The organism is Pseudonocardia sp. ZF1 (assembly GCF_056835605.1).
Genome location: NZ_JAJNBY010000002.1, coordinates 104,435 through 130,931, shown reverse-complemented (window position 1 = coordinate 130,931; position 26,497 = coordinate 104,435). Strand labels below are relative to the sequence as shown.

Annotated in this window: 25 protein-coding genes; 16 read left to right on the top strand and 9 right to left on the bottom strand. The window is 69.8% G+C overall.

The window, feature by feature from the left end; genetic code table 11:
- Position 1: 1 nt before the first annotated feature.
- The 3 genes from resB (at position 2) to ZF1_RS27780 (ending at position 3,431) form a co-directional block, all read left to right on the top strand.
- The gene (gene resB, locus ZF1_RS27790) at positions 2–1,648 is read left to right on the top strand and encodes a cytochrome c biogenesis protein ResB (protein ID WP_179763251.1); all 1,647 of its coding nucleotides are present in this window, start codon (positions 2–4) and stop codon (positions 1,646–1,648) included.
- Position 1,649: 1 nt separating this feature from the next.
- Positions 1,650–2,639 carry a c-type cytochrome biogenesis protein CcsB gene (ccsB, locus tag ZF1_RS27785; protein WP_179763250.1) on the top strand — a complete coding sequence of 330 codons (990 nt, stop codon included), beginning with the start codon at positions 1,650–1,652 and terminating at the stop codon, positions 2,637–2,639.
- Between the two features lie 564 nt (positions 2,640–3,203).
- Positions 3,204–3,431 (top strand): SHOCT domain-containing protein, encoded by a 228-nt coding sequence (locus ZF1_RS27780; protein ID WP_482638794.1) that lies wholly within the window; start codon positions 3,204–3,206, stop codon positions 3,429–3,431.
- Between the two features lie 416 nt (positions 3,432–3,847).
- Here ZF1_RS27780 and ZF1_RS27775 read toward each other — a convergent pair whose 3' ends face one another.
- Both ZF1_RS27775 and ZF1_RS27770 read right to left on the bottom strand, forming a co-directional pair.
- Positions 3,848–4,249: a hypothetical protein gene (locus ZF1_RS27775; protein ID WP_143105614.1), complete on the bottom strand. Its 402-nt coding sequence runs from the start codon at positions 4,247–4,249 to the stop codon at positions 3,848–3,850.
- A 297-nt stretch (positions 4,250–4,546) separates the two neighbouring features.
- Positions 4,547–5,884 (bottom strand): prolipoprotein diacylglyceryl transferase, encoded by a 1,338-nt coding sequence (locus ZF1_RS27770; protein WP_482638793.1) that lies wholly within the window; start codon positions 5,882–5,884, stop codon positions 4,547–4,549.
- 348 nt (positions 5,885–6,232) lie between these two features.
- Here ZF1_RS27770 and ZF1_RS27765 point away from each other — a divergent pair, with 348 nt between their 5' ends.
- Complete coding sequence (locus tag ZF1_RS27765) at positions 6,233–7,783, top strand: multicopper oxidase family protein (protein WP_093355118.1); 1,551 nt, start codon at positions 6,233–6,235, stop codon at positions 7,781–7,783.
- A gap of 152 nt (positions 7,784–7,935) precedes the next feature.
- Entirely contained in the window at positions 7,936–8,517 is a 582-nt protein-coding gene (locus ZF1_RS27760; protein ID WP_085916904.1) for a L,D-transpeptidase, read from the top strand.
- A gap of 348 nt (positions 8,518–8,865) precedes the next feature.
- On the opposite strand, the gene ZF1_RS27755 is transcribed toward ZF1_RS27760, so the two are convergent.
- The gene (locus ZF1_RS27755; protein ID WP_482638792.1) at positions 8,866–9,942 is read right to left on the bottom strand and encodes a HoxN/HupN/NixA family nickel/cobalt transporter; all 1,077 of its coding nucleotides are present in this window, start codon (positions 9,940–9,942) and stop codon (positions 8,866–8,868) included.
- 197 nt (positions 9,943–10,139) lie between these two features.
- Here ZF1_RS27755 and ZF1_RS27750 point away from each other — a divergent pair, with 197 nt between their 5' ends.
- Entirely contained in the window at positions 10,140–11,087 is a 948-nt protein-coding gene (locus ZF1_RS27750) for a M56 family metallopeptidase (RefSeq protein WP_179763242.1), read from the top strand.
- Between the two features lie 34 nt (positions 11,088–11,121).
- Here ZF1_RS27750 and ZF1_RS27745 read toward each other — a convergent pair whose 3' ends face one another.
- Both ZF1_RS27745 and ZF1_RS27740 read right to left on the bottom strand, forming a co-directional pair.
- Positions 11,122–11,514, bottom strand: coding sequence for a BlaI/MecI/CopY family transcriptional regulator (locus tag ZF1_RS27745; RefSeq protein WP_232021794.1), 393 nt, complete (start codon positions 11,512–11,514; stop codon positions 11,122–11,124).
- A 149-nt stretch (positions 11,515–11,663) separates the two neighbouring features.
- A complete protein-coding gene (locus ZF1_RS27740) occupies positions 11,664–13,103 on the bottom strand; it encodes an MFS transporter (RefSeq protein ID WP_482638791.1) in 1,440 nt (479 codons plus the stop codon).
- A 77-nt stretch (positions 13,104–13,180) separates the two neighbouring features.
- Between ZF1_RS27740 and ZF1_RS27735 the strand changes: the two genes are divergently transcribed.
- Entirely contained in the window at positions 13,181–13,771 is a 591-nt protein-coding gene (locus ZF1_RS27735; protein WP_405422013.1) for a TetR/AcrR family transcriptional regulator, read from the top strand.
- Between the two features lie 620 nt (positions 13,772–14,391).
- Here ZF1_RS27735 and ZF1_RS27730 read toward each other — a convergent pair.
- From ZF1_RS27730 to ZF1_RS27720, 3 genes are all read right to left on the bottom strand, one after another.
- Positions 14,392–16,623, bottom strand: coding sequence for a heavy metal translocating P-type ATPase (locus ZF1_RS27730; protein WP_482638949.1), 2,232 nt, complete (start codon positions 16,621–16,623; stop codon positions 14,392–14,394).
- Positions 16,624–16,993: 370 nt separating this feature from the next.
- Positions 16,994–17,206 carry a heavy-metal-associated domain-containing protein gene (locus ZF1_RS27725; RefSeq protein ID WP_179763239.1) on the bottom strand — a complete coding sequence of 71 codons (213 nt, stop codon included), beginning with the start codon at positions 17,204–17,206 and terminating at the stop codon, positions 16,994–16,996.
- A gap of 103 nt (positions 17,207–17,309) precedes the next feature.
- Positions 17,310–17,594 carry a metal-sensitive transcriptional regulator gene (locus tag ZF1_RS27720; protein ID WP_085916793.1) on the bottom strand — a complete coding sequence of 95 codons (285 nt, stop codon included), beginning with the start codon at positions 17,592–17,594 and terminating at the stop codon, positions 17,310–17,312.
- Between the two features lie 315 nt (positions 17,595–17,909).
- Here ZF1_RS27720 and ZF1_RS27715 point away from each other — a divergent pair, with 315 nt between their 5' ends.
- Positions 17,910–18,191, top strand: coding sequence for an NADH-quinone oxidoreductase subunit A (locus tag ZF1_RS27715; protein ID WP_085916797.1), 282 nt, complete (start codon positions 17,910–17,912; stop codon positions 18,189–18,191).
- A gap of 491 nt (positions 18,192–18,682) precedes the next feature.
- Here ZF1_RS27715 and ZF1_RS27710 read toward each other — a convergent pair whose 3' ends face one another.
- Entirely contained in the window at positions 18,683–18,838 is a 156-nt protein-coding gene (locus ZF1_RS27710; RefSeq protein ID WP_281010828.1) for a hypothetical protein, read from the bottom strand.
- On the opposite strand from ZF1_RS27710, the gene ZF1_RS27705 reads away from it, so the two are divergent.
- The 8 genes from ZF1_RS27705 to ZF1_RS27670 are packed head-to-tail and all read left to right on the top strand — an operon-like array spanning position 18,839 to position 26,459.
- Positions 18,839–19,477: a hypothetical protein gene (locus ZF1_RS27705; protein ID WP_179763168.1), complete on the top strand. Its 639-nt coding sequence runs from the start codon at positions 18,839–18,841 to the stop codon at positions 19,475–19,477.
- Positions 19,474–20,400 carry a complex I subunit 1 family protein gene (locus ZF1_RS27700; protein WP_253066751.1) on the top strand — a complete coding sequence of 309 codons (927 nt, stop codon included), beginning with the start codon at positions 19,474–19,476 and terminating at the stop codon, positions 20,398–20,400. Before ZF1_RS27705 ends, ZF1_RS27700 begins: the two co-directional genes overlap by 4 nt.
- On the top strand, positions 20,401–20,961 hold the full coding sequence (locus ZF1_RS27695; protein ID WP_179763237.1) for an NADH-quinone oxidoreductase subunit J: 561 nt from the start codon (positions 20,401–20,403) through the stop codon (positions 20,959–20,961).
- Positions 20,958–21,260, top strand: a complete 303-nt coding sequence (locus tag ZF1_RS27690; RefSeq protein ID WP_179763236.1) for an NADH-quinone oxidoreductase subunit NuoK — start codon at positions 20,958–20,960, stop codon at positions 21,258–21,260. The genes ZF1_RS27695 and ZF1_RS27690 overlap by 4 nt, the downstream gene beginning before the upstream one ends.
- Positions 21,261–21,263: 3 nt before the next feature.
- Positions 21,264–23,066 (top strand): NADH-quinone oxidoreductase subunit 5 family protein, encoded by a 1,803-nt coding sequence (locus tag ZF1_RS27685; RefSeq protein ID WP_179763235.1) that lies wholly within the window; start codon positions 21,264–21,266, stop codon positions 23,064–23,066.
- Between the two features lie 7 nt (positions 23,067–23,073).
- Entirely contained in the window at positions 23,074–24,579 is a 1,506-nt protein-coding gene (locus ZF1_RS27680; RefSeq protein WP_482638790.1) for a complex I subunit 4 family protein, read from the top strand.
- 7 nt (positions 24,580–24,586) lie between these two features.
- The gene (locus ZF1_RS27675) at positions 24,587–25,990 is read left to right on the top strand and encodes an NADH-quinone oxidoreductase subunit N (protein WP_253066747.1); all 1,404 of its coding nucleotides are present in this window, start codon (positions 24,587–24,589) and stop codon (positions 25,988–25,990) included.
- 34 nt (positions 25,991–26,024) lie between these two features.
- On the top strand, positions 26,025–26,459 hold the full coding sequence (locus ZF1_RS27670) for a DUF6153 family protein (RefSeq protein WP_374210109.1): 435 nt from the start codon (positions 26,025–26,027) through the stop codon (positions 26,457–26,459).
- Positions 26,460–26,497: the final 38 nt, after the last annotated feature.

The following is a 26,497-nucleotide window of genomic DNA, read 5'->3' as shown; positions in this document are numbered from 1 at the left end:
GATGAGCTCACCACCTACCGCGCCCCCGACGCCGCCGCAGACCAGCTCCGGCGGCGAGCCCCCGTCGCGCCCCGGGCCCTTCCGGGCCGGGGCGGCCCTGCTGCGCAACACCTGGCGCGGCCTGACGAGCATGCGCACCGCGCTGGTGCTGCTGTTCCTGCTCGCCGTCGCCGCGCTGCCGGGCGCTCTGTTCCCGCAGCGCTCACTCAACGCGTTCCTCGTCGACGACTTCTACGCCGACTACCCCGCCGCGGCGCCGATCGTCGAAGCACTGGGCGGATTCGAGGTGTTCGCCAGCCCGTGGTTCGCCGCGATCTACCTGCTGCTGATGATCTCGCTGGTGGGGTGCGTGCTGCCCCGCTCGCGGGAGTACTGGCGCGGGATGCGCCAGCCACCCGTAGCGATACCGCGGAACCTGTCTCGGCTGCCGCACCACGTTTCGGGCGCCTCTGTCGAGGCTCCCGAAACGGTGCTCGGGCGCGCCCGCACACTCCTGCGTGGCTGGCGAACAGTCGAACGCAGCGAGGTCGACGGTAGCCGGACGGTGTCCGCCGAGAAGGGCTACCTGCGTGAGACCGGCAACCTGGTCTTCCACCTCAGCCTGATCGGGATCCTGCTCGGTCTGGCCGGGGGCAAGATGTACGGCTACGAGGGTGACGTCATCATCCGCGCGGACGGCACCGAGTTCTGCAACTCCTCCGTCCTCGGCTACGACACGTTCCGGGCCGGGCTGCGCGTCGACGGCACTGACCTCAACCAGTTCTGCGTGCGGGTCGACCGCTTCAACGGCAGCTGGCTGCCGAACGGCCAACCGGCCACCTTCGGCGCAGACGTCGCGTACCAGACCGGAGAAGACCTCCGCAACGGCAGAACCAGCTGGCGCCCGACCGACATCTCGATCAACCAGCCGCTGCGCACCGACGGCGACCGCATCTACCTCACCGGCTACGGCTACGCGCCGGAATTCACCGTCACCTGGCCGGACGGGCAGAGCCGAACCGGGGAGATCCAGTGGCGCCCGGTCGACCTGAGCGGCACCCAGCTCTCCGAGGGCGCGACCAAGTTCGAGCGCCCCGGCGTCACCGACCCGGAAGCCCGGCGCACCACCCAGCTCGCGGTGACCGGCACCTTCGCCCCGACCGGGGCGATCGACCAGCAGGGCCGCCTGGCCTCGGTGCACCCCGACCTGCGCGCACCGACCGCCGACGTCAACGTGCTGCTCGGTGATCTCGGCATCGACGACGGTCGCGGCCAGTCGATCTTCGCCGTGGACCAGCAGCAGATCGACGACGGTGAGCTGCGATCGGTCGCGCAGGACCGGCTCGGTATCGGGGACACCGTGCGGCTGCCGGATGGCACCGTCGTCCGGTTCGATGGCGTCACCCCGTGGGTGAACCTGCAGGTCGGCTACGACCCGGGGCAGGTCTGGGTGCTCATGTTCTCGATGTTGATGGTGGGCGGTCTGTCTCTGTCGCTGTTGATCAAGCGGCGCCGCTTCTGGGTGCGCGTGCAGGCCACCGACGGTGACCCCACGGGCAGCCGGGTCGAGCTCGGCGGCCTGGCTCGCACCGACCGAGCGGGCTACGGCGAGGAGTTCGACCGGCTCTCGACCGAGCTGCTCGCACCGACGCAGAACAAGGACGGTTGACATGCTCGTGGACCCGATCACCGCGATGTGGAGTGACCGCCTGTTCCAGGCGACGCTCGTCGTGCTGCTACTGGCGATGGTATTCACATCGCTGGAGTACGCGTCGCGCCGGATCGCCCGCAGCAGGCGCACGTCGGAAGCACCTGTGGCGGTCGGCGCCCCTGCGGCGGAGGCCGACGGGGAGACTGAGGTCGCGGTCGCCGAGCCGTCCCCAGCGGGCCTCACGCCCGACGGCGGCAAACCGGGTCGGGCCCGCGTCGACCGCTACGGCCGCATCGGCGTTTCGTTGATGATCCTCGCGGCGCTGCTGCACCTCGGGTCGATCGCACTTCGCGGCCTCGCGGCCTACCGCTGGCCGCTCGGCAACATGTACGAGTTCGTCTCGGCACTGTGCATGTTGGCCGTCGCCGCGTGGCTGGTGCTGGTCTACCGGCATCCCGCGATCCGTCCGGCCGGGGTGTTCGTGCTGACGCCGGTCGTTCTGCTGATGTTCCTCGCGGGGACGGTGCTCTATCTCGACGCTGCGCCCGTGGTGCCGGCGTTGCAGTCGTACTGGATCATCATCCACGTCACCACGATCACGCTGGCCTCCGGCATGCTGCTGGTATCCGGCGTCGCGAGCCTGCTGTTCCTGATGAAGCGCAGCGGGAAGCCCGCCGTGCTGGCCGCGAAGCTGCCGTCGGCCGAGACGCTCGACCGGCTCGCCTACCGGGTGACGGTACTCGCCTTCCCGCTCTACACCTTCGCCATCATCGCCGGCGCCGCGTGGGCCGAGGCCGCCTGGGGCCGGTTCTGGGGCTGGGACCCCAAGGAAGTCGTGTCCTTCGTCGCCTGGGTGCTCTACGCCGCCTATCTGCACGCCCGCGCCACAGCCGGGTGGCGGACCACGCGCGCGGCCTGGATCAACACCGCGGGCTTCGCCACGATCGTGTTCAACCTGTTCTTCATCAACATGGTGGTCGCCGGGCTGCACTCCTATGCGGGAGTGTGAGCGACTATCGGGCGAAGATTCACACCTCAAGCTGCACCGCAAGCCACGTCCTCGTCCGGTGCTGGATGGGCTCTCCTCGAGGCGGGCCAATCCCGCCGCCTGGTCGGCCAGGGCCGGAGTGACGACCGCGAACTCACTCGGCCAAGGAGTCGAGGGCTGCGCGCAGGCGTGCGCCAGCGTCTGTGGCGGTCTCGCCGAGCTCGGCTGGTCGCCGGAGTCGATCCCGAGCAGAGCGCCGGGGTCGGCCTTGATGTCGATGGTGGTCAGGACGCCGACCCCCTGCTCAGCCAGCGCGGCGGTGACGGCACCGATGGCCTGCTGATGGTCGAGATCGACCTCGACGGTGTGAGCGATCTGCACGGTGTACCGGGCTCCTCGCCGAAGCGCTCGAGTGTGCCAAGGGTCGCGCCTGACCATTACAACGTACCCCCACGGGGTATGTTAACGTGCGTGCGGTGGAGTATGGCCGTTATGCCCTGAGCCCCGCCGTCGGCGCGGCGGTGCTCACAACTGCCAGCGATGTGAGGTCAACACGAGGAGGTCACGACTGTGATGGGTGGATCAATGATGGGCTGGGGCTGGATCTGGCCGATCCTCCTGCTGCTCGGGGTGTCGCTGCTGGTTTATGGAACGGCACAGCTGGCTCGCGGGCGCGGCTCGTCCGAATCCATGGTCGGTCCCGGTGCTTCCCTCGAGGCGGGGGTCTCGGCCCGGCAGATCCTCGACGAGCGCTACGCGCGCGGCGAGATCGATGACGAGGAGTATCGGCGTCGCCGGGACGAGCTGACATGAACGCAGGCACCTCAGTCGCCGCCGAGCCCTGACGTTGACCGAGTTCGGCGCTGCCGCGCTGACGGCGGGCGCGGCTGGCTGGCTGAGTGGACCCGGGGCCCAGCCCCCGGGCGGCCCCAGCTTCCCACAAGGCGACCCGGGCGCGACCCGGGTGTGTTCGCCAGCCGCAACGGCAGGTTGGCCGTGGAGTTGACTACCGCGGCTGGCCGCGACCCTGGGTGGACAACCCACCGCAGCGCTGGGCTTCAACGGCTTGTCGCCGGGCCAGACTCTGCGGTTACGGCCGGGCGACGGGCTCGCCGTACGGCGATTAACCATCTCGATCAGCTCACCGACCTTCGACTCGTCGTAGTCTTGATGCGCGCGGGTCCGTTTGCCGTTGGAGGTGTGTTCGGCGCGAGGGGGTCGAACACACCTCAGCGGTAGGGTTGGGGCGGTCGAGCTTCACGAAAGATCTGATGCTCCAGCTCTGTTAGGTGCTCGGTTAGCTCAACCGTTGTGTCGAGCAGCACGGCAGTGCGTACCTGATCGTGAGTCCAGCCTGCGGCGAGTGCGCACTCGATAAACATCATCTCCTGCTGTTGAGCCAGACGACGCGAGCTGTCGATGAACCACGGCCACAGGCGTAGCGCTTCAGCCGATTCCGTTCCGGGTGGCCCTCGTCGAATGGCCAGGCGCGCGGCGAGGACGACCGCGACCTGTGGATCGACATGCTGTGCTACGTCGATGCCAACTTCGGCGACGATCCAATGCCACAGGTCCGCAGGTACATTTCCCGGTCGACGTGGCAACGAGTCCGCATCCTCGAGCACAGACACCTCCGAAACAACAGGATCAGCGGGCCACAATCATGTGATACCGCCTCGGATACTCAAACGAGCGACTGCACGGACGGGGGTACCACATCCAGCGGTTCGGCACCCGGTCGCCGACGTTGGGCGGTGGCCCCTCAATCGCGGATCGTCGAATCGGGCGCGTTCGACATCTGCGTGCTGACGACTGCCGCGGTCGATAGCGTGGCTGGCGGGGACCGTCGGCGTTCGACAATTTGTTAGCTCGGGGGCGATGACGCCGGGACGGGTTGCGCGTCGCCTGCTCCTACGGCTCGGCATGGATCAGACGACCAGCAGGCCGCCCGCGACGGTGACCGCCACGGCGCTTGCCACGATGATGGCGGCACGGCCGTATCGGGTGTTCCGCGGTAGTGATCGCAGGGGAAACACGAGCTGGCGTGCGAGTAGGTAGGCCGCAAGTGTGGCGACGAACAGGGCGCCGACCGGCGCCGGTCGTGCTGACCAAGCCACTGTTGCGGCCGCCAGTCCGATCCCGGCAGCGGCGCTTGCTTCGATCAACTGCGCAGGGACTCGTCGCATCCCGAGGCGGCGATCAGAGGACCACAGACCCCAGCGCGACGCTGTCGGTCGCCCAGCGCAGCAGCCCCCGAACCAGCATCCGAGCCGGCCGATGCCTGCACCGATGACGAGCGCGGGAGCGCTCAGATCGAGGACAGCGAGGACCGGCACCTCGCCGACGACGCTACCGATGATCATCGTTGCCATCGCGGCGAGCACGAACCCCTGCAGGCACATGCCCGTCCACCGAGCCGGCCCTGTGCGTGGCCGATCTCGGTGTTCGACCAGGTAGTAGACCCTGGCGCCGACGAGCCCGACGAGGCAAGCGAGCAACGACGTGCTCAGCACCGCCACCATCGGCAAACCGCTGCGCAGCACCAACGCCGACTGCAACCCCAGGGCCACGACCGCACCGAGGCCAACCAGCCCCGGCCAGGAGCCCAAGCGTGTCCCGGGCGCCTTCGCCGAGACGACCGGGGCGTAGCCGGTGCGGCCGGACGCGGTGACAGACGAGGCCCGTCGCAGGTCTGCGGGCCCCGCGACGATGGAGGCTGTCACGTCCCATTCGCCGGAAGGGATGTTCTCGACACGGTGGGTGAGCGTGATGGGCCCGGCGTTGGGCAGGACCGGGTCGATGACGTCGTGTGTGGTGAAGGTGTCTGGCGCCCCGGCGGTCGAGGAGCGGTGAACGCCGTCGAACTGGACCGTGACCGGTCCGGCCGCACCGCTGGACGGGGCGCGGAAGGTGTAGCTCAGGCCTAACGCCTGGGGGTCTGCGTCACGCAGTTCTTCGCACCCGACTCTCGTGACCTCGAGCGCGCTGGGCCCGCGGCTCGGAGTGCCGTCGTCGACGTCGAGTGCGGCTGCTCCTGAGTCGCGGGCGGCCTCGGCACCACTGCCGTCGGTCGCCTTCGGCGCTGCTACCTGACGGCGGCGCGGGCCGCCTGTCGACGGCCGGACCGAGTTGATCAGCTCGGACGACGGAGCAACGCTGCGAGAGCGGGAGCCAGCAGCCAGGTCGACCGTCGTCGCCGCAGCCCGACCGGGCTGCTTCGCCCGCCGAGCGGCACGACGCTTCTGTTTACGTCCCATGTTGATCATGCCTCCAAGCCCTACCTCCTACGCACCATAGTAGTTGGAGGTGCACTTGGGCGTGAGAGCGGAGAAGTCGAGGGTGCTGATCAGTGCGTGGCGCCGAGTACCTGCTCGAAGACTGCGTCGATCGGGCCGACCCGCCTGCAGGGCGCCGCGACGCGATCTACTACGCTCCGTAGGAGGAGCTGGCATGGGCACATCATTTCGATGCGCTGCCGAGGGGCGGAGCTGCCCGTGTTGCCGGCACCGACCACAGTGCACACAGAGGAGTACTCGGCAAATGAACGCGGCCGACATGCCGTCGAAGGATCCTGCGGACTGTCCACGGAGTCAGCCAGGCCAGGGGGCTCGGCGATGAACCACGACGCCGGGAGCAACGGTCGGCGCAGTGCTACCACCTGGAGTCGTCGGCGATTCTTGGGCACCACCGGCGGTGTTGGAGCGGGCCTGCTGCTGACCGGCTGTGGCGAGTCGGTGGCGAGCCCCCGGACCGTCGCGCTGACCGATCGCATCGGTCCGGGCGGGCCAGAGGTCGAGGCTGCCGAGCAGGCGCGGCGAGCCACCGCTGGCCGAACTCTGGCACGCACTCTGCAGGCACAACCCAGCACGGTCGACATCGGCGGACGCACGGTGTCGACGTGGACCTACAACGGCGCTCTGCCCGGCCCGGAGATCCGTGCTCGGGTGGGAGATACGCTGAAGGTGCGCCTGGAGAACCAGCTACCCCAGCCGACAACCGTCCACTGGCACGGTATTGCCCTGCGCAATGACATGGATGGCGTCCCCGTGTTGACCCAGCCCCAGATCCCCTCCGGCGGCTCGTTCGAGTATCTCTTCACGCTGCCTCATGCGGGTACCTACATGTTCCACCCGCACGTCGGTACCCAGCTCGACCGTGGCTTGTATGCACCACTCATCATCGACGACCCGGCTGAGCCCGGAGACTATGACCTCGAGCACGTCGTGATCTTCGACGATTGGATTGACGGCACCGGACAAAATCCCGACCAGGTTCTGGCCGGCCTGCTCCGCAACGGCATGGGCGGGATGGCAGGTATGGGCGGGGACCATGGTGGGATGCAGATGCCGACGTCGTCCGTCCTCGGCGGGGATGCCGGCGACACCACCTATCCGCACTATGTCGCCAACGGCCGCACACGTTCCGCGCCGACCACCCTCGACGTCCGTCCCGGTCAACGTGTGCGCTTCCGGATGATCAATATGGGCGGCGACACAGCTTTCCGTGTCGGAGTTCCTGGTGCTCCAATGACGGTGACCCACACCGACGGATTCCCCGTCGCCCCCACCGACGCCGAGGCAGTGGTGATCGGAATGGGCGAGCGAATCGACGCTGTCGTCACCATTCCCGAGGCCCCGGCCGCGCTGATCGGGATCGCCGAAGGCAAGAACGACCATGCTGCGGTGACACTGTCGACTCCACAGAACTCGCCGGTGGACACCAGCGCTGCGGCCTCCGCCCTGACGTCCAGGTCAGCGGTTCTGTCACAGACCTTCGCTTCCGCCGAGCCGGTAACGCTACAGCGGCGCCCCCCCGATGTGGTGCACGATCTGGTGCTGGCCGGCCCCGGGGCCCTCTACGACTGGACGATCAACGGCGAACGATACGATCCGGCTCGCGGCCTGCCAATCTCAAGTGGTCAACGTGTGCGCCTTCGCATGGTCAACACGACCACGATGTTCCATCCGATGCATCTACATGGGCACACCTTCCAAGTAGTCGGCCCCGACGGTCGGGGTCCCCGAAAAGACACTGTGTTGGTGCTGCCCAACCAGACTGTCGAGGTGGACTTCGATGCGGACAATCCCGGTCAATGGCTGACGCACTGCCATAATATCTACCATGGAGAAGCGGGCATGATGACCGTCGTCTCTTACGTCGCCTGACTGGACCGTGAGTATCTCGGCAGGCACGTGCAAGTCCAAGCGCCTGCCCATTCGTCCGTCAAGAAAAAACTTGGTCCGCCGAGCAACCACCATGGGTCGCCGAGCGTCATAGCAACTGAGCCCCTACTCCTGGTCTCAGAAAAGAGGGATCCATGACGCGCTACTTTCGTAACGGCACCAAGTTGACGACACTCGCCGCCACTGCCGCGGCTGCACTCGTAGTGGTCGTGACTGCAGGTAGCGCCGGCGCCGATGCGGCGCCCGATTCGAACACCGTGGCCACCCAGGCACATCAAGAGCCTGCCGCTCCTGGTACACCGTGTTCGGTCTCCACCCGCGCCTGCGTCGATCTCGAATCACAACAGGCCTGGCTCATCGGTGACGGGAAGGTGATCCGCGGGCCGGTACGCATCGCTTCCGGTGGAGCCGGGCAGGAATCCCCAATCGGGCACTCGTTCCGAGTGTACCGCAAGGAAAAGGACCACGTCAGCGGCGAGTTCAACGGTCCGGACGGCCGTCCTGCACCGATGCCGTTCTCGGTGTTCTTCGCAGACGGCGGCGTCGCCTTCCACGGTGGAGACCGTTCCCGGTCATCTGCGGGATGCATCAAGCTCGAGCTCGGGGACGCCGAGGCCTGGTTCAATGAGTTGCAGACCGGGGACAAGGTGCAAGTGGTCAACGCGTCCGAGGAAAACAAGGAGCGTGCACGGGCGCGCCAAACCGCAGGAGTCTGACCAGAGTAGCCGCACCATTGCTGGGGAGCGCCTTCCACGTCCGCAGGACGGACAAATCGTCGACTGCTGCCCGAAACGGACAGCCGACGGCGTACCCTATAAACCGTACGCCCCGCAGCCGTCCGACACGTGCTACGTCAGCTATGACGGCTCGATCAGTGCTGTCCGGTCAGACACCGTGCTGACCGGGCAGTACCGGTCCATACGCGTGTCTATCTGGTTCGAGGGGAGTCACCCGGACCCCGGGCCCGTGCCTGTTCCAACGCATTGTCGGGTCAGCGATCCCGCCTGCGCGATCGTCGGGTGCTCATGACACTTCAGCCCAGCAATCGATAAAAGGCGGCTGCGTTAACGGTGCGCACGGGAGCGCGGAGAACGGCGCCTCAACACGGCTACCGACCAGATTGCTCCGAATAGAACCACCACAGCAATCCCGGCTTCACGTAGATCAATATCAGCCAGGAAGGTGAGAGTTTCGGTGGAAGCGTCAAGCTGGTCACGAAGCAGGCCGGCCAGTACGATGGTTCCCACGACAAGAGCCACGACGACCGAGAGCACCGTCACGGTCAAATTGTAGGCGAGTTTCCGCATCGGATCTGTGAACGACCAGCCGTAGGCCCGAGCCATGAATGTGCCGTCCGCGGTGTCGCACAGAGTCATACCAGCGGCGAATAGGACAGGTAGCACCAGAATCGCGTACCACGGCACCGTCCAGGCTGCGGTGCCAGCGGCGAGCACCAAGAGCGCAACCTGGGATGCGGTATCGAATCCCAGCCCCATGAGCAGTCCGACTGGATAAAGCTGCCGTGGCGAGCGGATCCGATCGATCACGCCGCCGAGCAAGGGAGCTACGAGGCCCCGGTGACGGAGGTGCTCCTCCAGTCGGTTGTCTTCGAGCCGGCCCCGGCGCGCAGCCCTGTACATGCGGGCGATGCGGATCGCTGCGCTGAGGTTGGTCACGCCGAGGAGAATCAGAAAGACCGCAGCGGCGACCGTGCCGATGAACTCGAAGGTCGCGATCGTACTGGAGCCGCCGTCCTGAACGGCACCGCCGATCCCACGCAGGCCGAAGGCAAGCGCAATGCTCAAGCCGAACACGACGCTCGAGTGGCCCAGCGCGAACCAGAACCCGGCGGTCTCGGCGCGCCGACCGTCCCCAACGAGTTTGCGTGTGGTGTTGTCGATCACCGCGATGTGATCGGCGTCGAAGGCATGTCGAACGCCGAGCAAGTAGGCGGTGAGTCCCACCCCGATATCGAACACTCCCTCCGATCCGAGGCTGAGGTTCTGCGGAACCACCGCGACGATCAGCACCCCCCACCCCACCAGGTGGAGACCTCCCACCACGTAGACGGAACCGAGAAGTGAACCCCGCGCCCGGCGCGGTGCTGCAACGGCCCACCGGCCACCCTGCGTGTCGATCATGCCTGCAAGCATGAGCCATCATTGGGCTATTGCAGGGCACATGCGTCTGCGGCCTGGGCGTCCGGAGGGGCCGCAGGCGTGAGGACGAATCGCACCACCCGCTCGCCGACGTCCCTTCGGAGTCGGTGCGGTGGTGGTCGCTAGCATGTGGGGGTCAGTCGGCCCAGTCGCCGACGATCCAGGGCAGGGAGCGTGGTGTGACGACGTCGATTCTGCTGGTCGCCGGAGCCCTGCTGACCGCCACGTTCGCACCACGTGTTCTGACGCGTCTGGAGTCGACCAACAGCGACCCGCTGTGCTTGCTGTGGCTGTGGTGGTCGATGGTCCTCGGCAACCTCACCAGCGCCGGTCTCGCAGTCGCCGTGCTGCTCATACCGGGCCATGCCGGGCCCGCACCGGTGATGTGGTTGGTCGAGCAGTGCCGCATGATCTTGCGCCTGACCAGTGCACACCAGGACACGGGCGTGGGGATCGGCCTACTGGGGGCGCTGACACTTCTCACCTTCCGCTTTGGGCAGCGCGTCCGGCGCGGGACCGTGGCCAGCCGCGATCGCTCGACCACGACCATGCAGACGCTCGATCTGCTCGGACATCGTGAGCATGATGTGTTGTGGGTGAAACATGCCGGCGCGGTTGCTTTCAGCGTGGGTGGTCGGGCCAATGCGATTGTTGCGACCACGGGGCTACGCACCAGGTTGACAGTGGCTGAGGTCGATGCGGTACTGGAACACGAGCGGGCGCACCTGGCGGGCCGCCACCACCTGCACGTCGTTCTCGCCGACGCCGTGGGAGCCGTCGCCCGATTCGTGCCGCTGTATCGGCAACTACCCGTCGCGGTCAGGCGTCTGGTCGAGTTGGTCGCAGACGAGGAGGCCGCCCGGGTCAGCGGGCGGTCCGTCCTGCGGGGCGCGCTGCTGAAGGTCGCCGCCGCATCGGCGATGGCAGCACCGCCACGAGCGCTGTACGCGTCGGAGACGGCCGTGGAAGCTCGATTGCGACGCCTGTCGTCGAATCCTCGGCAGCGCAGTTGGGTGCTACGAACAGCAGGTCGGGTCACCGTGGCCGTCGGTGGCGTGGCGTCATCGACGGTCGCTGCTGGCGTTACCACGGTGGCGCTGCTTCTCGCCTGTGTGTGGGGCGTCTAGCGGTGGCCTCTGGAGCCGGGTGACGCCGTGCTGATCAGGTGTGGTCGTCGTCGGTGAGTGCTTGCCGCAGGACCTCCTGTTCTCGGTCCGAGGACAGTCCCACGAAATGAAGCAGCGCCGCGTCGACCTCGTCGGCTGAGCGCAGCAGCGAATGCAGTAGCCGTGCCGCGGTCTGCTCCCTGCTGGTCGAGGCGATGTAGGCGAAACCACGACCCGACCGCTGGCGGCGGGCCCATCCCTTACGGACCAGCTTCTCGAGCACCGTTTGCACCGTGGTGTAGGCCAACGGCCGATCGGCGTCGCTGAGGGTCGCCAGCACGTCCCGCACGAGTTGCGGGGATTCGGCGTCCCAGAGGGCGTCGAGAACGGCGCGCTCCAAGTTGCCGAGTCCGATGGAGACGTGCGCCGCTGCAGGATCAGTGTTCACTCGGCCCCGCCTCTCCCCATCGCCTGCCTACCACTGCCGCAGCACGTGCTGACCGTCCTTGTGACGACGGTTCAGGATAGCCGCCCACAGCGTGGGCTCGATCGCCACGCGCGATGGGCTTCCCGGAGAGAGGGCCGCCGTCCAGTCGGTCACCGCTGTCCTGGCACTGGGTTGGGGCTCCGATCCTTGATCATCACCAACGTGATCAGTAGGCCGGCCGACATGATGCCGGCCGAGACAAGGAATCCGAGTGACCAGCCTTGCGTGATTGCACTGCGGGACGGACCCGCGTCCTCGGGCGTCAGGCTCGCGGTGCGGGCGGTGCTGACGGCGGTGAGGACTGCAAGTCCGATCGCCCCGCCGACCTGCTGCCCTGCGTTGAACAAGGCCGCGGCGACGCCACTGTCCCCCGGCGTGGCAGAGCCGACGGCCGCGGTGGTGAGTGCCACGAAGGCGAGGCCGAGGCCGCATCCGGCGAGGACGAAGGCGGGCAGCAGTGTGCTCAGGTAGGTGCTGTCGGGCGCGATGCGGGACAGGCTCGCGAGCGCGGCGGTGACGAGCAGCGCCGAGGCGACGAGCAGCGATCGCGCGCCGGTGCGGGCGAGCAGCTTGCCCGCGGCGGTCGAGGCGACCGCGATGGCGGCCGTCATCGGTAGGAAGGCCAGCCCCACGGCGACCGGCCCGTAGCCGAGGGTGCCGCCCATGAACAGGCTGAGGAAGTAGAACAGTGCGTAGATCGCGGCGCCGAGGATGAGCCCGACGAGGTTTCCGCCGAGCACCGTCGGGTTGCGGATCAGTCGCAGGGGAACCAGCGCGTGCGGGCGCACGGCCTGCACCCGCGCGAACGCGAGCAGAGCCAGGACCGACAGGACCAGAACGAGCAGCGCCGGCACCGACGTCCAACCCGACTCGGCACCCTGCACGAGCCCGTAGACGAGTCCGGCGAGCCCGGCGGTGGCGAGCACGCCGCCCGCGAGGTCGAACCGCTCGGTCTGCTCGGGAGGACTGTCGGGCAGGACGACCCTGGCACCGGCGACGGCGATCGCGGCGATCGGAACGTTGACCCAGAACACCCACTCCCACGACAGCGCCTCGGTCAGGACCCCGCCGAGGATCAGCCCGACGGCGGTGCCGCTGGCGGACACTCCTCCCCACACGCCCAGTGCCAGGTTCCGGTCGCGGCCGGGCGGGAACACGGTCATCAGCAGGGAGAGGGCGGCGGGCGCCAGCACGGCCGCGGCGAGACCCTGTATCACCCGGCCGCCGAACAGCACGACGGCGGTCTCGGCCAGTCCGGCGAGCAGCGATCCGGTGCCGAACACCGTGGCACCGACGATGAACATGCGGCGGCGGCCGACGCGGTCGGCGAGCCGCCCGCCCAGCAGCAGGAAGCCTCCGAAGGCCAGCACGTACCCGGTGACCACCCAGTGCAGGGCGGTGGGGGCGAGGTCGAGGTCGTCCTGCATGTCGGTGAGCGCGACGTTGACGATCGTCGCGTCCAGCACGATCAACAGCTGGCTTCCGGCGAGCACCGCGAGCGCGAACCAGCGCCGAGCGCTCCTACCTGAGGCCGCAAGGGGCGGGGTCATCAGTCTCCTTCACGAGCTCGACTCAACGACCGTAGAGTGAACTTCCTCCTTCGGTCAACGTCTGTAGAGTGAGAGCCGTGAGTGGCGATGCGGGAGATGCGGGGCCTGCGACGAGGGCCGAGCGACGACGACGCAGCGAGACGGTGATCCGCGATGCGGCCAGGGCGTTGTTCGCCGAGCACGGCTACGAGCGCACGACCATCCGCGCGGTGGCGGATCGGGCGGGCGTGGATCCCGCGCTGGTCATGCAGAACTTCGGCAGTAAGGAGGCCTTGTTCGCCGCGGCCGCGCGGTGGAGCACGCCGGTCGACGAGCTCGTCGGCGCAACTCGTACCGAGCTGCCGCAGGCTGCGCTGGACCACGTACTCGTTGCCTTCGAGGATCCTGAGCGGCGTGCGGCGGCGGAGGCGCTGCTGCGGAGCTGCCTCACTCACCCTGCGGCGCAGGCGGTACTGCGCGATGAGGTGATGGGCGCCGCGCAGGAACGGGTTGCCTCCACGATCGGCGGACCGGATGCCGCCCTGCGCGCGGCTCTGCTGAATGCGTGCGTGCTGGGACTGACGATCAGCCGCTACCTGGTGGGGGTTCCGGCGGTGGCGGATGCCACGGCTGCCGACCTGGAGCGCGTCCTGCGGCCCGCCCTCGAGCGGCTCGTCGAGCCGACATGAATCGTGCTGACGAAGGGACACAAGTCCATTCGATCGGCGCGGGACGCCGTCGATGAAGGCCGATCGATCGCAGCGGACACCGTGCTGATGCGCTATGCGGCGGGCTCTCGCCCACCGGGGCGTGCAGCGGGTGGTGACGGCGCTGTTCTGCTATCTGGCTGCCGGAATTGTCAGCCACGCGCTGCTGGGCAGTCGGGGCCAGTTGACGCCCTTACATCATCACGGACGTCGATGGCCTCGGCGTGGACGGCCTCGACAGCCGGCGCAGCCTGCTCGCGCTGACCGGCCTGTTGCCGAGGTCGCCTTCGTCCTCGGTCCGCTGATCATCGGCTTTGCCGCGGGGGTGATCGCCGGCCGCCGCGATGGCGGTCGCGGGTAAGACCTCGTTGCTGGGCGCTTGGTGGCTGCACGGCGCGCCTGCGTTGCGGAGCGGCCGGGTGGAAACTCCTCGTCACCGGGTACGGCCCTGCCCGCATCAGCTCACCGGACACGTGAATCCGCACGTCTCGCCCGGTCGCGGAACGCATTTTCCAGGCCTGTGAGCGATCGGCGGCGGGCCCTCGACACGAGGAGGTGGTGCAGCCGGGCCGGCCGCACCACCTCTGTCGGGAGTGCTGTGATCAGGTAGCGCGTGCTCGGAAGCGGCGCAGTCGCAGGCTGTTGCCGACGACGAAGACGGAGCTGAACGCCATGGCCGCGCCGGCGATCATCGGGTTGAGCAGGCCGACGGCGGCCAGCGGGATGGCGGCGACGTTGTAGGCGAAGGCCCAGAACAGGTTGGTCTTGATCGTGGTCAGGGTCCGGCGGGAGAGCCGGACCGCGTCGGCGGCGGCGCGGAGGTCGCCGCGGACCAGGGTGATGTCGGAGGCCTCGATGGCGACGTCGGTACCGGTGCCCATGGCCAGACCGAGATCGGCCCGGGCGAGTGCGGCGGCGTCGTTGACGCCGTCGCCGACCATGGCCACGACCTTGCCCTGGCTCTGCAGCCGCTCGATGACCGCCAGCTTGTCGGCCGGCATGACGTCGGCGATCACCGTGTTCGGGCCGGCCGCGATCCCGACCTCGGCGGCCACCGACTCGGCGACGGCCTGGTTGTCGCCGGTCAGTAGCACCGGCGTCAGCCCGAGGCGGCGGAACTCGACGATCGCCTCGGCGGAGGTGTCCTTGATCGTGTCGGCGACGACGAGCACGGCGCGGGGCTGACCGTCCCAGGCGACGGCGACCGCGGTCCGTCCCTGCGCGGCCTCGGTCGCGGCGGCGTGGGCGAGTGCGCCGGACAGCGGGGTCGACCACTGCTCGAGTAGCCGGGGCCGGCCGACGAGCACGGCGTGGCCGTCGACCACGCCCTGCACGCCGAGGCCTTCGTGGTTGGTGAAGTCCTCGACGCCCGGCAGGTCCCCGGTGCGCTCGGTCGCGCCGTCGGCGATCGCCGCGGCGATGGGGTGCTCGGAGGCCTTCTCCAGAGCCCCGGCCAGCCGCAGCGCGGTGGCCTCGTCGACCCCGTCGGCGGTGTGGACTCCGGCCAGTGCCATCTTGCCGGTGGTCACAGTGCCGGTCTTGTCCAGCACGACGGTGTCCACCCGTCGGGTGGACTCCAGCACCTCCGGACCCTTGATCAGGATGCCCATCTGGGCGCCGCGACCGGTGCCCACCAGCAACGCGGTGGGTGTGGCCAGGCCCAGCGCGCACGGGCAGGCGATGATCAGGACGGCGACGGCGGCGGTGAACGCGGCCGTCGCGCCGACACCGGCGCCGAGCCAGAAGCCCAGCGTCACCACGGCGACGGCGATCACGATCGGCACGAACACCCCGGAGATGCGGTCGGCGAGGCGCTGCACGGCGGCCTTGCCGTTCTGGGCGTCCTCGACCAGCTTCGCCATCTGCGCGAGCTGGGTGTCGGAGCCGACCCGGGTGGCCCGCACGACCAGCCGGCCCCCGGCGTTGACGCAGGCGCCGACGACGGTGTCGCCGACGGCGACCTCGACCGGCACGGACTCGCCGGTCAGCATGGACGCGTCGACCGCGGAGCGGCCTTCGACGACCTCGCCGTCGGTGGCGATCTTCTCGCCGGGGCGGACGACGAACCGGTCACCGACCGCGAGCTCGGAGGTGGGGATGCGCTTCTCGATGGTGCGCCCGTCCTCGTCGCGCAGGACCGTGACGTCCTTCGCGCCGAGTTCGAGAAGCGCGCGCAGCGCGGCGCCGGCGCGGCGCTTGGAGCGCATCTCGAAGTAGCGCCCGGCCAGGACGAAGGTGATGACGCCGGCCACGACCTCGAGGTAGATATTCCCGGCGCCGTCGGTCGGGGAGACCGACAAGGTGAAGGGGTGGGTCATGCCAGGGATCCCGGCGGTGCCGAAGAACAGGGCGTAGACCGACCAGGCCATCGCCGCGGTGGTCCCCATGGAGATCAGTGTGTCCATGGTGGCGGCGCCGTGGCGCAGGTTCGTCCAGGCCGCCCGGTGGAACATCGCACCCGCCCAGGCCCAGACCGGGACGGTGAGAACCAGCGACAACCACTGCCAGTTCACGAACTGCAGTGCTGGCGCCATCGCCATGGCGATGACCGGCACCGCGAGCACGGCGGAGACCACCAGCCGGTGCCGCAGGCTGCGCAGCGCCTCGTTCTCCCCGCCACCGGCATCGCCACCGGCATCGGCATCGGCGGCCGGATCAGTCGGCAGCGTGGCCGTGTAGCCGGCGGAGGCGACGGCCGCGACCAGCCGGTCGGCGTCGACCCCGGTCGGGGCCGAGACCTTGGCCTTCTCGGTGGCGTAGTTGACGGTGGCGGTGACGCCGTCGAGCTTGTTGAGCTTGCGCTCGACCCGGTTCGCGCAGGAGGCACACGTCATGCCACCGATCGCGAACTCGATCTCCTGGACGTCCTGGCCGGGCTGCGGCAGTGTCGCGGTCACTGGTGTCCCCCCTCACTGTGCGCGGGTGAGTTGATGTCCGCGATGGCAGGAGCGCTGTAGCCGCCCGCGTGACCGGCGGCGCCGCTGGGAGCGGGCTGCAGGTGTGCGGTCGGGACATCGACAGCGGATCCGGTCGCAAAGGCTCCTGCGCCGAGCAGGACAGCGACCGCACCGTAGGCAGAAAGTCGCGCGACGGTATTCATGGGATCGTTCCCTCTTGTCGGACCCGATCCGGGTGGACGTCGGTGGCGCCGCTGGGGCAGCGCGTGCCTCGGTGACCCGTACCGGGTAGGTGGTCAGGTCGTGATCAGGAGTCGGATACGACCTGGTAGCCGGCCTCGGTGACTGCGGCGCGCACGGAGTCAGGGGAGACCTCGCCCTCGCCGGTGACGGTGACCGCGCCGGTCGGCAGATCCACGGCCACATCGGTCACGCCGACGATCTCACTGATCTCCTCGGTGACCGAGGCGATGCAGTGGCCGCAGGTCATGCCGGTGACGGTGTAGGTGGCGGTACTCATGGCTCGGATACCTCTCTCGTGACGGCCCGCGGCGCGGGCCGCAGTTGGCTTCGGCGCCCGGGGCGGTGATGCCACACCCTGCGTCGGGGCTGTGAAGGGCCGGTCAGGACCGGACCAGGCGCGCGATGGCCGCGCTGGCCTCCTCGATCTTCTCCTCGGCGACCGCCCCGCCCTCGGCGGCGGCGTCGGTGACGCAGTGCTTGAGGTGCTCGTCGAGCAGGCCCAGCGCGACGGCCTCGAGTGCCTTGTTGACCGCGGAGACCTGGGTGAGGATGTCGATGCAGTACTTGTCCGACTCGATCATCTTGCTGATCCCGCGGACCTGCCCCTCGATCCGGCGCATCCGCTTGACGTGCGCGTCCTTGTTGTCGGCGTAACCGTGCTGCATCGCCTACCTCCTCGTGTCACTCACACTGTACCCCTAGGGGGTACCCGCATCAAGGTGGTCAAGTGTCCGGCCCAGCTGTGTCGGGTTACGGTCAGCGTGGCCTCGGGCACGGCGCGGGTGGCTCTCCACCTCTGACACGCCGCGAGTATCGGCAACGCCGACGGGTAAGACCACGACAGTGTGACTTGCACAGATGCTGTGCCCGGGTAGGGTACACGCCTGTTGCGGCTGATCAGGGGGTGTGAGGTGGAGTCATTTGTGCCGCTGGCGGTCCTTGCGGGCGCAGTCGTCCTGGTCGTGTCAGTAGTCGTTGGAATGGCTCAACTGGTCTCAGTCGGGCCCGTCCTGAAGGGCCGCCTGCCACATCTGGGGGGCCTGCCGCCGGTGGAGCATGCGGTCTCGCGCTTTCACGTCCGCTGGTACGCGGTGACGATGATTTTCCTGGCCTTCGACATGGAGATGATCTTCATGTACCCGTGGGCCGTCGTCGTCGCGACGATGGGGACGGCGGCGGTCGTCGAAATGTTCCTGTTTCTCGCGATCCTGCTCGCCGGCGTCGTCTACGCGTGGCGCGAGGGGGCCCTGCGATGGACCTGACTGCCGTCCTGCTGAGGTTCGCGGCTGGGGTGCCGCACGTCCTGCTCGTTGCGGTGCCCGGTCGCCCCGGGCTGCGCATGGATACCGAACTCCTGCTCAGGCGGCGCGGGTGGCCGGAGGCGACGAGCCCAGCTGAGGCCGATGTGCTGCTCGTCGCCGGGCATCCGGGACCTGAGCTGGGTGAGGTCGTCGAGAGCCTCTGGCGGGGGATCCCCGCGCCACGGGTTCGGCTCGACCTCGGCGACGACGCTACGATCGCGCACCTCGAGCGGCTGCTCGATCGGCTCCCCGCACGGCTGGCGGATGTTCGACTTGCTCGCGAGGAAGCCATAGCTGCCGCTGCCGTCTCCGACGTGGCGGACGAATCACACGCCGACCTCGCACAGCACGGCGAGCACGGCGAGCACGGCGAGCACGGCGAGCACGGCGAGCACGGCGAGCACGGCGAGGATACGCACGCAGCTGGTCACGAAGCCCACCTCAACGAGCACTCAGGCCATGCCGGCGACGGTGAGCCGCCCGACCAGGGCGGGGATACCGCTCATGGCCGGCACGAGCACCACGAACGCGATCACGCCGAGCACGCGGACAGCGGCTCCGGCCACGAGGACGACTCGGGCCACGCCGGCGACCACCAGCATCACCACATGGACATGCCGCTGCCCGGGGGCCTGGCCATGGCCGACGTCGCGGAGGATCGGGACGGTCTGGCACTCGACGTGCTCCATCTGCCGCTCGGTCCGGTGCTCCCGGACTGGCCGGCCGGCCTGGTCATCGACGTCGAGTTGCAGGGCGACGTGATCTCCTCGGCCGAGGCCCGCGTCCTCGACGTCGCCGAGCTGCGACCCTCGGCGCCGGTCGCTGCGGCGGTACGTGACCTCGATGTGGTCGCCCGCGTCCTCGCCGTCGCCGGTTGGCCGGGCCCGGCCGCCCGGGCACGCGACCTCCGTGACCGTGCCCGGGCCGGTGAACCGGCCGACGGCCTCTCTGGGCTGCTGCGCCTGGTCCGGCGGTCCCGCGTACTGCGGCTGATGCTGCGCAGGGTGGAGTTCGGTGACGGCGTGGACGTGGCCGAGCTGCTCGAGCGTCGCCTCGCCCGGATCGAGGCGCACGCCGCGGGGCGGACGGTCGGGGAGCCGGAGCGTCCGGTCCTCGCCGAGCTCGGCGGGCGTCTCGCGGGAGCGGAGTTCACCGCCGCCCGGCTGCTGGTCGCGGCACTCGATCCCGACGTCGACGGCGCAGCGACCCCCGCCGGCCTCCGCGACCGGGAGCCGGGCGAACGATGAGTGCCACGACCCTGCTGCTCCCGGCCCTGATGATCGCCGCCGTCTGGTTCCTCGCCGCACTCGACGGCGCCCTGGCGGGCCGGGCCGCCGGGCGACCCGTCGGGCCCGCCGCGGCCGCCGTCGAACCGGTCCGCGCCACGGTGCGGCTGCTGGTCGGCCAGCGGCGCAGCACGCTCGCCGCCGATGGTCTGCTGCGGTGGGCAGGGATCGTGTCGTTGATCGTCGCCGCGGTGCTGGCGGCAGCGGTCGTCCCGCTCGGTGAACGTCCGCTGGTCGACCTGTCGGTCGGCGTCGTGTGGTTCAACGCGATGGAGGTCGTCGCGTGGGCGGCGGTGTGGCTGGTCGGGTGGGGGCCCAACGGGGCGTTGTCGCTGGTCGGCGGGTACCGGTTCGTCGCCCAGGGCCTGTCCTACGAGCTCCCGCACATGTTCGCGATCATCACCGCAGCCCTGGCCGCGGGCAGCCTGCGGATCACCGACATCGTCGACGCCCAGGCCGGCCTGTGGTTCGTCGTCCTGATGCCGGCGGCGTTCGTCGCCTATCTGCTCAGCGCGGCCGCGATGGCGTTCTGGGGGCCGTTCGATGCCCCGGTCGCCCGCGACACCGCGGGGGGCGCGGGCTCGGAGCTCGCGGGTGTGGACCGGCTGCTGTTCGCCGGGGGGCGCCGGCTGCTGCTCGTGGCCGCGGCGGCGATGGCGGTCCCGCTGTTCCTCGGCGGCGGTCACGGGCCGTGGCTACCTGCGTGGGCGTGGGTGCTACTCAAGACCGCCGCGGTGCTGGTCGTGCTGGTCTGGCTGCGCCACCGGCTCCCGACGATCCGGATGGACCGCTGGGCCGAGATCTCCTGGATCGTGCTCGTACCGCTGACGATCGTGCAGGCGCTCGTGGTCGCACTTGTCGTGCTGGCCAGGGGAGGGATGTAGATGGTTCTCGCCGTGTTCTGCGTGCTGAGCCTCCTGGCGATCTCCTCCGGTGTGCTGGTGTTCGTCGTCGACTCGATGGCGCGCGCAACGTTCTGCCTGCTGGTGTCGTTCCTCGCGGTCGCCGCGATGGTGCTGATGACCGGGCTGGCCTACCTCGGTGTCGTCATCATCCTGATGATGATCATCGAGATGGTGATCATGGCCGTGTTCATGGTCATGTTCATGATGAACCCGGCCGGGCTGATGCCGATGTCGATGTTTCACAACACCCGCGGCGCGGCCGTCATCTCGGGCCTGGTGTTCACCGGACTGGCCGCGGGGATCCTCGTCGTGGACTGGCCGCAGCGCCGTGGTGTGCCTGCGCCGGATCCGACCGTCGCGCTGGGCGAGGCCCTGATGGGCGGCCACATGCTGACCATGATGACCCTCGGCGTGACGCTGTTCGCCACCATCGTGGCCACCGTGGTCCTGTCCACCGGGCGTGGCCGCTACGACCGGCTCGGCGACGACCTCGACGCCGAGCGAGCCGATGACCCGGCCGGTGGGGGTGTCGGTCGATGATCCTCGAGGCGTTCCTGCTCGTGGCCGCCGCACTGTTGTGTATCGGGCTGTTCGGCGCACTGACCCAGCAGTCGATCGTGATGCTGATGATGGGCCTGGAGCTGATGATCAACGGGATCACCCTGGCCGCGGCCGCGTTCTGGTACTTCCTCGCCCCGGCCTCCGACGGCCAGGTGATCGTGGTGGCGGTGGTGACCGCGATGGCGATCGAGATGGCGATGGGGTTCGCCGTGGTCACCGCCATCTACCGTGCCCAGCGGATCGACATGACCGACTCGGCCACCGAGCTGGAGGGCTGAGCGGTGCTGCTCGCGGTGCTCATCGGCCTCCCGGCCGTCGCCGGCGCGGTGCTGCTGCTGGCCCACCCGGCCCGCGGCGCGACCGCGGCCGGTGTCGCCACGGCGGCGGCCACCCTGGCGCTCGCCGTGGCCGCCGCGGCGACGCGGCCCGCGTCCGAAGTGTCGTTGCTGGCCGGTATTCGGGCCGGGTTCGCCGTCGACGGGCTCTCGGCGGTACTGGTCGTCCTGGTCGCCGCGGTGCTGCTGGCCGCGCTGGTCGTCGCTGCTGCCGAGCCGGGCCTGCGGACCGGCCGGTTCCACGGCCTGATGCTGGTCTTCGCGGCCGCGATGCTGGTCACCGTCACCGCCACGACATTGCCGGCGCTGCTGATGGCCTGGGAGGTGATGGGCGCGACGAGCTGGGCGCTGATCGGCTACCGGCTCGACGACCGGGTGGCCGCCCGCGCCGGCACGGTCGCGTTCCTGACCACACGGGCCGCCGACCTGGGCCTCTACGTCGCGGCCGGGGCGATGCTCGCCGGCGGCGCGGGCGCGATGGCGCTGACGGATCTGGCCGGTCTCGACGGCGTCTGGGGCGACGTCGCGGTCGCCGGTGTCGTCGTCGCCGCGCTGGGAAAATCCGCGCAGCTGCCGTTCAGCTTCTGGCTGTCCGGGGCGATGCACGGACCCAGCCCGACCTCCGCGCTGCTGCACTCCGCGACGATGGTCGCCGCCGGTGGCTACCTGCTGCTGCGGATCGCCCCATCCCTGGAAGCGGCCGGCTGGGCGGCCCCGCTCGTGGCGTGGATCGGGGTGGCGACCGCGCTGCTGCTCGGCCTGGTCGCCGCGGTCCAGGACGATCTCAAGCAGCTGCTCGCCGCCTCCACCTGCTCACAGATCGGGTTCATCGTGCTCGCGGCCGGGACGGCCGGTGTGTCGGCCGGGGCGCTGCAGACCGTGGCGCACGCCGCGGCGAAGAGCCTGTTGTTCCTGGTCGCCGGCCTGTGGCTGGCCACATTCGGCACCCGCAGCCTGACCGGCGGTCTGCGCGGGGCCGCGCGGCGGCACCCCGTGGTCGGGGCCGCATTCACCGTCGGTGCGCTCGCGCTGGCCGGGCTGCCGCCGTTCGGGCTCTGGGTCGGCAAGGACGCCGTGCTGGCCGCCGCCCTGGGCTCCTCGCCCGCGCTGTACCTGGTCGGACTGGTCGCCGGGTGGACCGCGGCGTTCTACAGCGGACGTGCACTGTGGTTCGCCTGGCAACCCGCCGACCGCCCGGCCACCGGTGCTGCTCCGGTCCGGATACCGCTCCCGGCGGTGACCACGACCGTCGTGCTCGCCCTCGCCGCCGCGGGGGCCGGAATCCTGGCACTGGGCCCGGTGCGGCCGGACCCGGCTCCGCAGGTCTGGGAGCTCGTGCTGTCCGGCGTCCTGGCCGGTGCCGGCGTGCTGCTGGTGTGGCGGTTCGCCGAGCGCGTCCCGACGCCAAGCCTGCTGGACCGGTGGCTCGGCCTCGAGGCGTTCGCGCTCCGCTACGTCGTCGGCCCGGTCGTGACCTTGGGAGCAGCTCTGGCCGTGGTCGACGACCGCGTGCTCGCCCGTGTCCCGGCGGGCGCGGCGAGTGCCACCTCGCGGCTGGCCGGGGTCGTGGCCGGGCACGGTGAGCGCGGCGTCGACCGGGCCGTAGCCGGGCTCGCCGACGGCGCCCGCGCGCTGGGCCGAGCCGCCCGTCGTCCGCAGACCGGGCAGATCCACCAGTACTACGCGCAGGCCTCGGTCGGGTTCGCCCTGCTCGCGGCGCTGGCCGTCCTCGTGATCGTCGTGAGGTGACCCCGGAATGCTCTCGCTGATCGTCTTCCTGCCCGCGCTGGTCGCGGTCGCGCTGTGCGCGGTTCCGGCGCGGGCGGGCACGACGGTGTTCGCCAGTGCGTGGCTCGCGGCGGGGCTCGCGCAGCTCGGGCTGATCGCCGTGGTCTGGGCGGGCCTGCCCGCGTCGGGGTACGGCTTCGTCGAGCGCTACGCGTGGATCCCCAGCGCCGGGATCTCCTACCACGTCGGCGTGGACGGGCTGTCGCTGCCGCTGCTGGCGCTGACCGCGGTGCTGTTCACCGCGACCGCGGTCTACACGCTGCGCGGCATCGCCCGCCCGAAGGGCTTCGTGCTCCTGTTCCTGGCGTTGCAGGCGGTCAGCGCGGGCCTGTTCGTCGCGCTCGACCTGATCCTGTTCTTCCTGTTCTTCGACCTGTCGATCGTGTTCATGTACTTCGTGATCGCCGGGTGGGGCACCGGCGCGCCGGCGCGGCGGGCGGCGCTGACGTTCTTCCTCTACACCTTCCTGGGCTCACTCGCGCTGCTGCTCGGGTTCATCCTGCTCGCCCTGGCCGGACCGCAGGTCACCTTCGACATCCCGACCCTGGCAGCGCAGAACCCCCTCGCCGGCGGCGGCGGGTACGCCGGGCTGACCCTGCTGGTGATCGGGATCGGGCTGGCGGTCAAGACCCCGCTGTTCCCGTTCCACACCTGGCTGCCGCCCGCGCACACCGAGGCGCCCGCGGCCGGGTCGGCGATCCTGGCCGCGATCCTGCTCAAGATGGGCACCTACGGCTTCGTCCGGATCGCGATGCCGCTGCTGCCCGCGAGCTGGCGCCAGTTCGCGCTGGTCGCCGTCGTGGCCGGGGTGGTCTCGGTGCTCTGGGGTGCCCTGGTCGCGCTCGCCCAGACCGACCTCAAACGCATGATCGCCTACACCTCGGTCAACCACATGGGCTACGTCCTGCTCGGCCTCGGCGCAGCCGGCCTGATCACCGCCGACGACGAGCAGGCCCGCCAGCTCGCCACCTCGGGCGCGATCTACCAGATGGTCAGCCACGGCCTGATCACCGCGGCGCTGTTCCTGCTCGCCGGGTCGCTGCACGAGCGCGGCCACACCTACGAGATGAGCGCCTACGGTGGGCTCGCGACCCGCACACCGCGCTTCGCCGGGCTGTTCGCCGTCGCCGCGTTCGCCTCACTCGGCCTTCCCGGGTTCTCCGGGTTCATCGCCGAGTTCCAGATCTTCGCCGGAGCGCTGGGCGCCGTCCCGGTCGCGACCGTCGTCGCGGTGACCGGTGTCCTGCTCACCGCCGCGTTGTTCCTGGTCGCCATGGGGCGGATGCTCTCCGGCGATGTCCGCGTCCCGGACGCCCCCGGCACCCCGCGCCCGTTCCCCGACCTCGACGCCCGGGAGCTGCTGGCCATCGGCGCGCTACTGGTCCTGGCGACCGTGCTCGGGCTGCTGCCGCGGGTCCTGCTCGACGTGATCGAACCCGCCGCCCGCACCCTGGGCGACCTGGTGACGCGGTGATTCGGCCGTGACAGTCCACAGTGACCCGTCCGCTCTGATCCCGGAGATCGCGTTGCTGCTCGGCGCGGTCGCCGGGCTGCTGCTCGGTGCCTGGACCCCACGCCGACGCCAGTGGACGATCCGGGTACTGGCCGCACTGGCCTGCACCGTCGGCCTGGCCGCGACCGCCGTCGCCGCGACCCGACCGGTCGACGTGGTGTTCGGGACCTACGTCCTCGACACCGCGACCCACGCCACCCGGGCGATCGTGCTCGTCGCGACGCTGCTGCTGCTCGCCCTGTGCGGCGACACCGTGGCCGGGCACCGCCGCGAGACCGAGTTCGTCGTCCTCGTGCAGCTCGGGGCGCTGGGTTCGATCCTGCTCGGCGGCGCCGCCGATCTGATTTTGCTGTTCGCTGCGTTCCTGCTCGCCAGCGTCCCGCTCTACGCCCTGGCCGGCTGGGCCAAGCAGGGCACCGCACCCGAAGCGGCGCTCAAGTACTACCTCGCCGGCGCGCTCGCCGGGGTCACCACCGTGGCCGGGGTGACCCTGCTGTTCGGCACAGCGGGAGCAACCGGCTACGACGCGGTTGCCGACGGGATCGCCTCCGGACCGGGCGGCGCCGCTGCGGTCGGACTGATCGCCGTGCTGGTCGGGCTGGCGTTCAAGGCTGGAGCGGTTCCCGCCCACTTCTGGGTGCCTGACGTCGCCGACGGCACACCGCCGGCGGTCGCCGCTGTGATCACCACGCTGCCGAAGATCGGCGCCCTGGTCGCCACCTACCGGCTGCTCGACACCGCGGTCCCGGCCGACGTCGTCGACTGGCCTCTGATCATCGCGATCCTGGCTGCGGTGAGCATGACACTCGGCAACCTCGCCGCGTTCGCCCAGACCTCGGTGCTGCGGCTGCTCGGCTACTCGACCATCTCGCAGGTCGGCTACATGCTCATGGCCCTCGCCGTCGCCGGACGCGCCCCGCTGGCGCAGCCGGCGCTGCTGTTCTACCTGGCCGCTTACGCCATCACCAACATCGCCGCGTTCGCCGTCGTCGCCGCCACCGGGCAGCGCACCCTCGCCGGCCACCGGGGACTGTTCCGCCGGGACCCGCCACTCGCGATCGCGCTGGTGGTCGCGCTGCTGGGGTTGGTCGGGACTCCGCCGACCGCGGTGTTCCTCGGCAAGCTCGTCGTGTTCACCGCGACCGTGGACGGGGGGCTGGTCTGGTTGGTCGCGCTCGCCGTGGTCAACACCGTCGCGTCGCTGTTCTACTACCTGCGCTGGATCGCGCCCGCCTTCGGCGAACCGGGCCCCGACCACGAGCGGCCGGTGACCCGGGCTCGTGGCTGGGCGCGTGGGACCGCGCTCGGTGCCGCCGCGCTGTCGCTGCTGCTCGGCCTCGGCGGTGGGGTGGTGTTGAACACCGTTGTGTGAGCCCCCGAAGTCGACATGCTTCACCGTCGGTACCGTGGCCGGGGTGAGTAATCAACGGGTTGAGCTGCGGTTGCTGCTCATCGTGCCCGTGTTGCTCGCGCTGCTGGGCATGCACGCGTTCGTGGCCGCCCCGCCGGGCGAGACCGGGCACGCCGCGACCACGGCCGCCGTCCCGTCGGATGGTGCTGCCGGGATCCCTGCGATCTCCGACCTGACGTTACCCGGCCACGACCCGGCTGACGTGCCCGGCGACCATGGCGCCCGGTCGGATCCGGAGCACGCCTTGCACTTGTGCCTGGCCATCCTGACCTCCCTCGGTGTGCTCCTTCTCGCTGCCGGGCTCCGCCTCGGTGGCCCCATGCTCGGTTCGCTGGTCGCACCCGTCCGGAGCTCACTTCGACGGTGGTCTGTTGCCAGACCGCCACCTATGTCTCGTCGTCTTGCCCAGCTGTGCGTGATGCGGAGCTGATCGGCCCCCAGCGCGGAAGAGCGCTGGATTCCACCAGC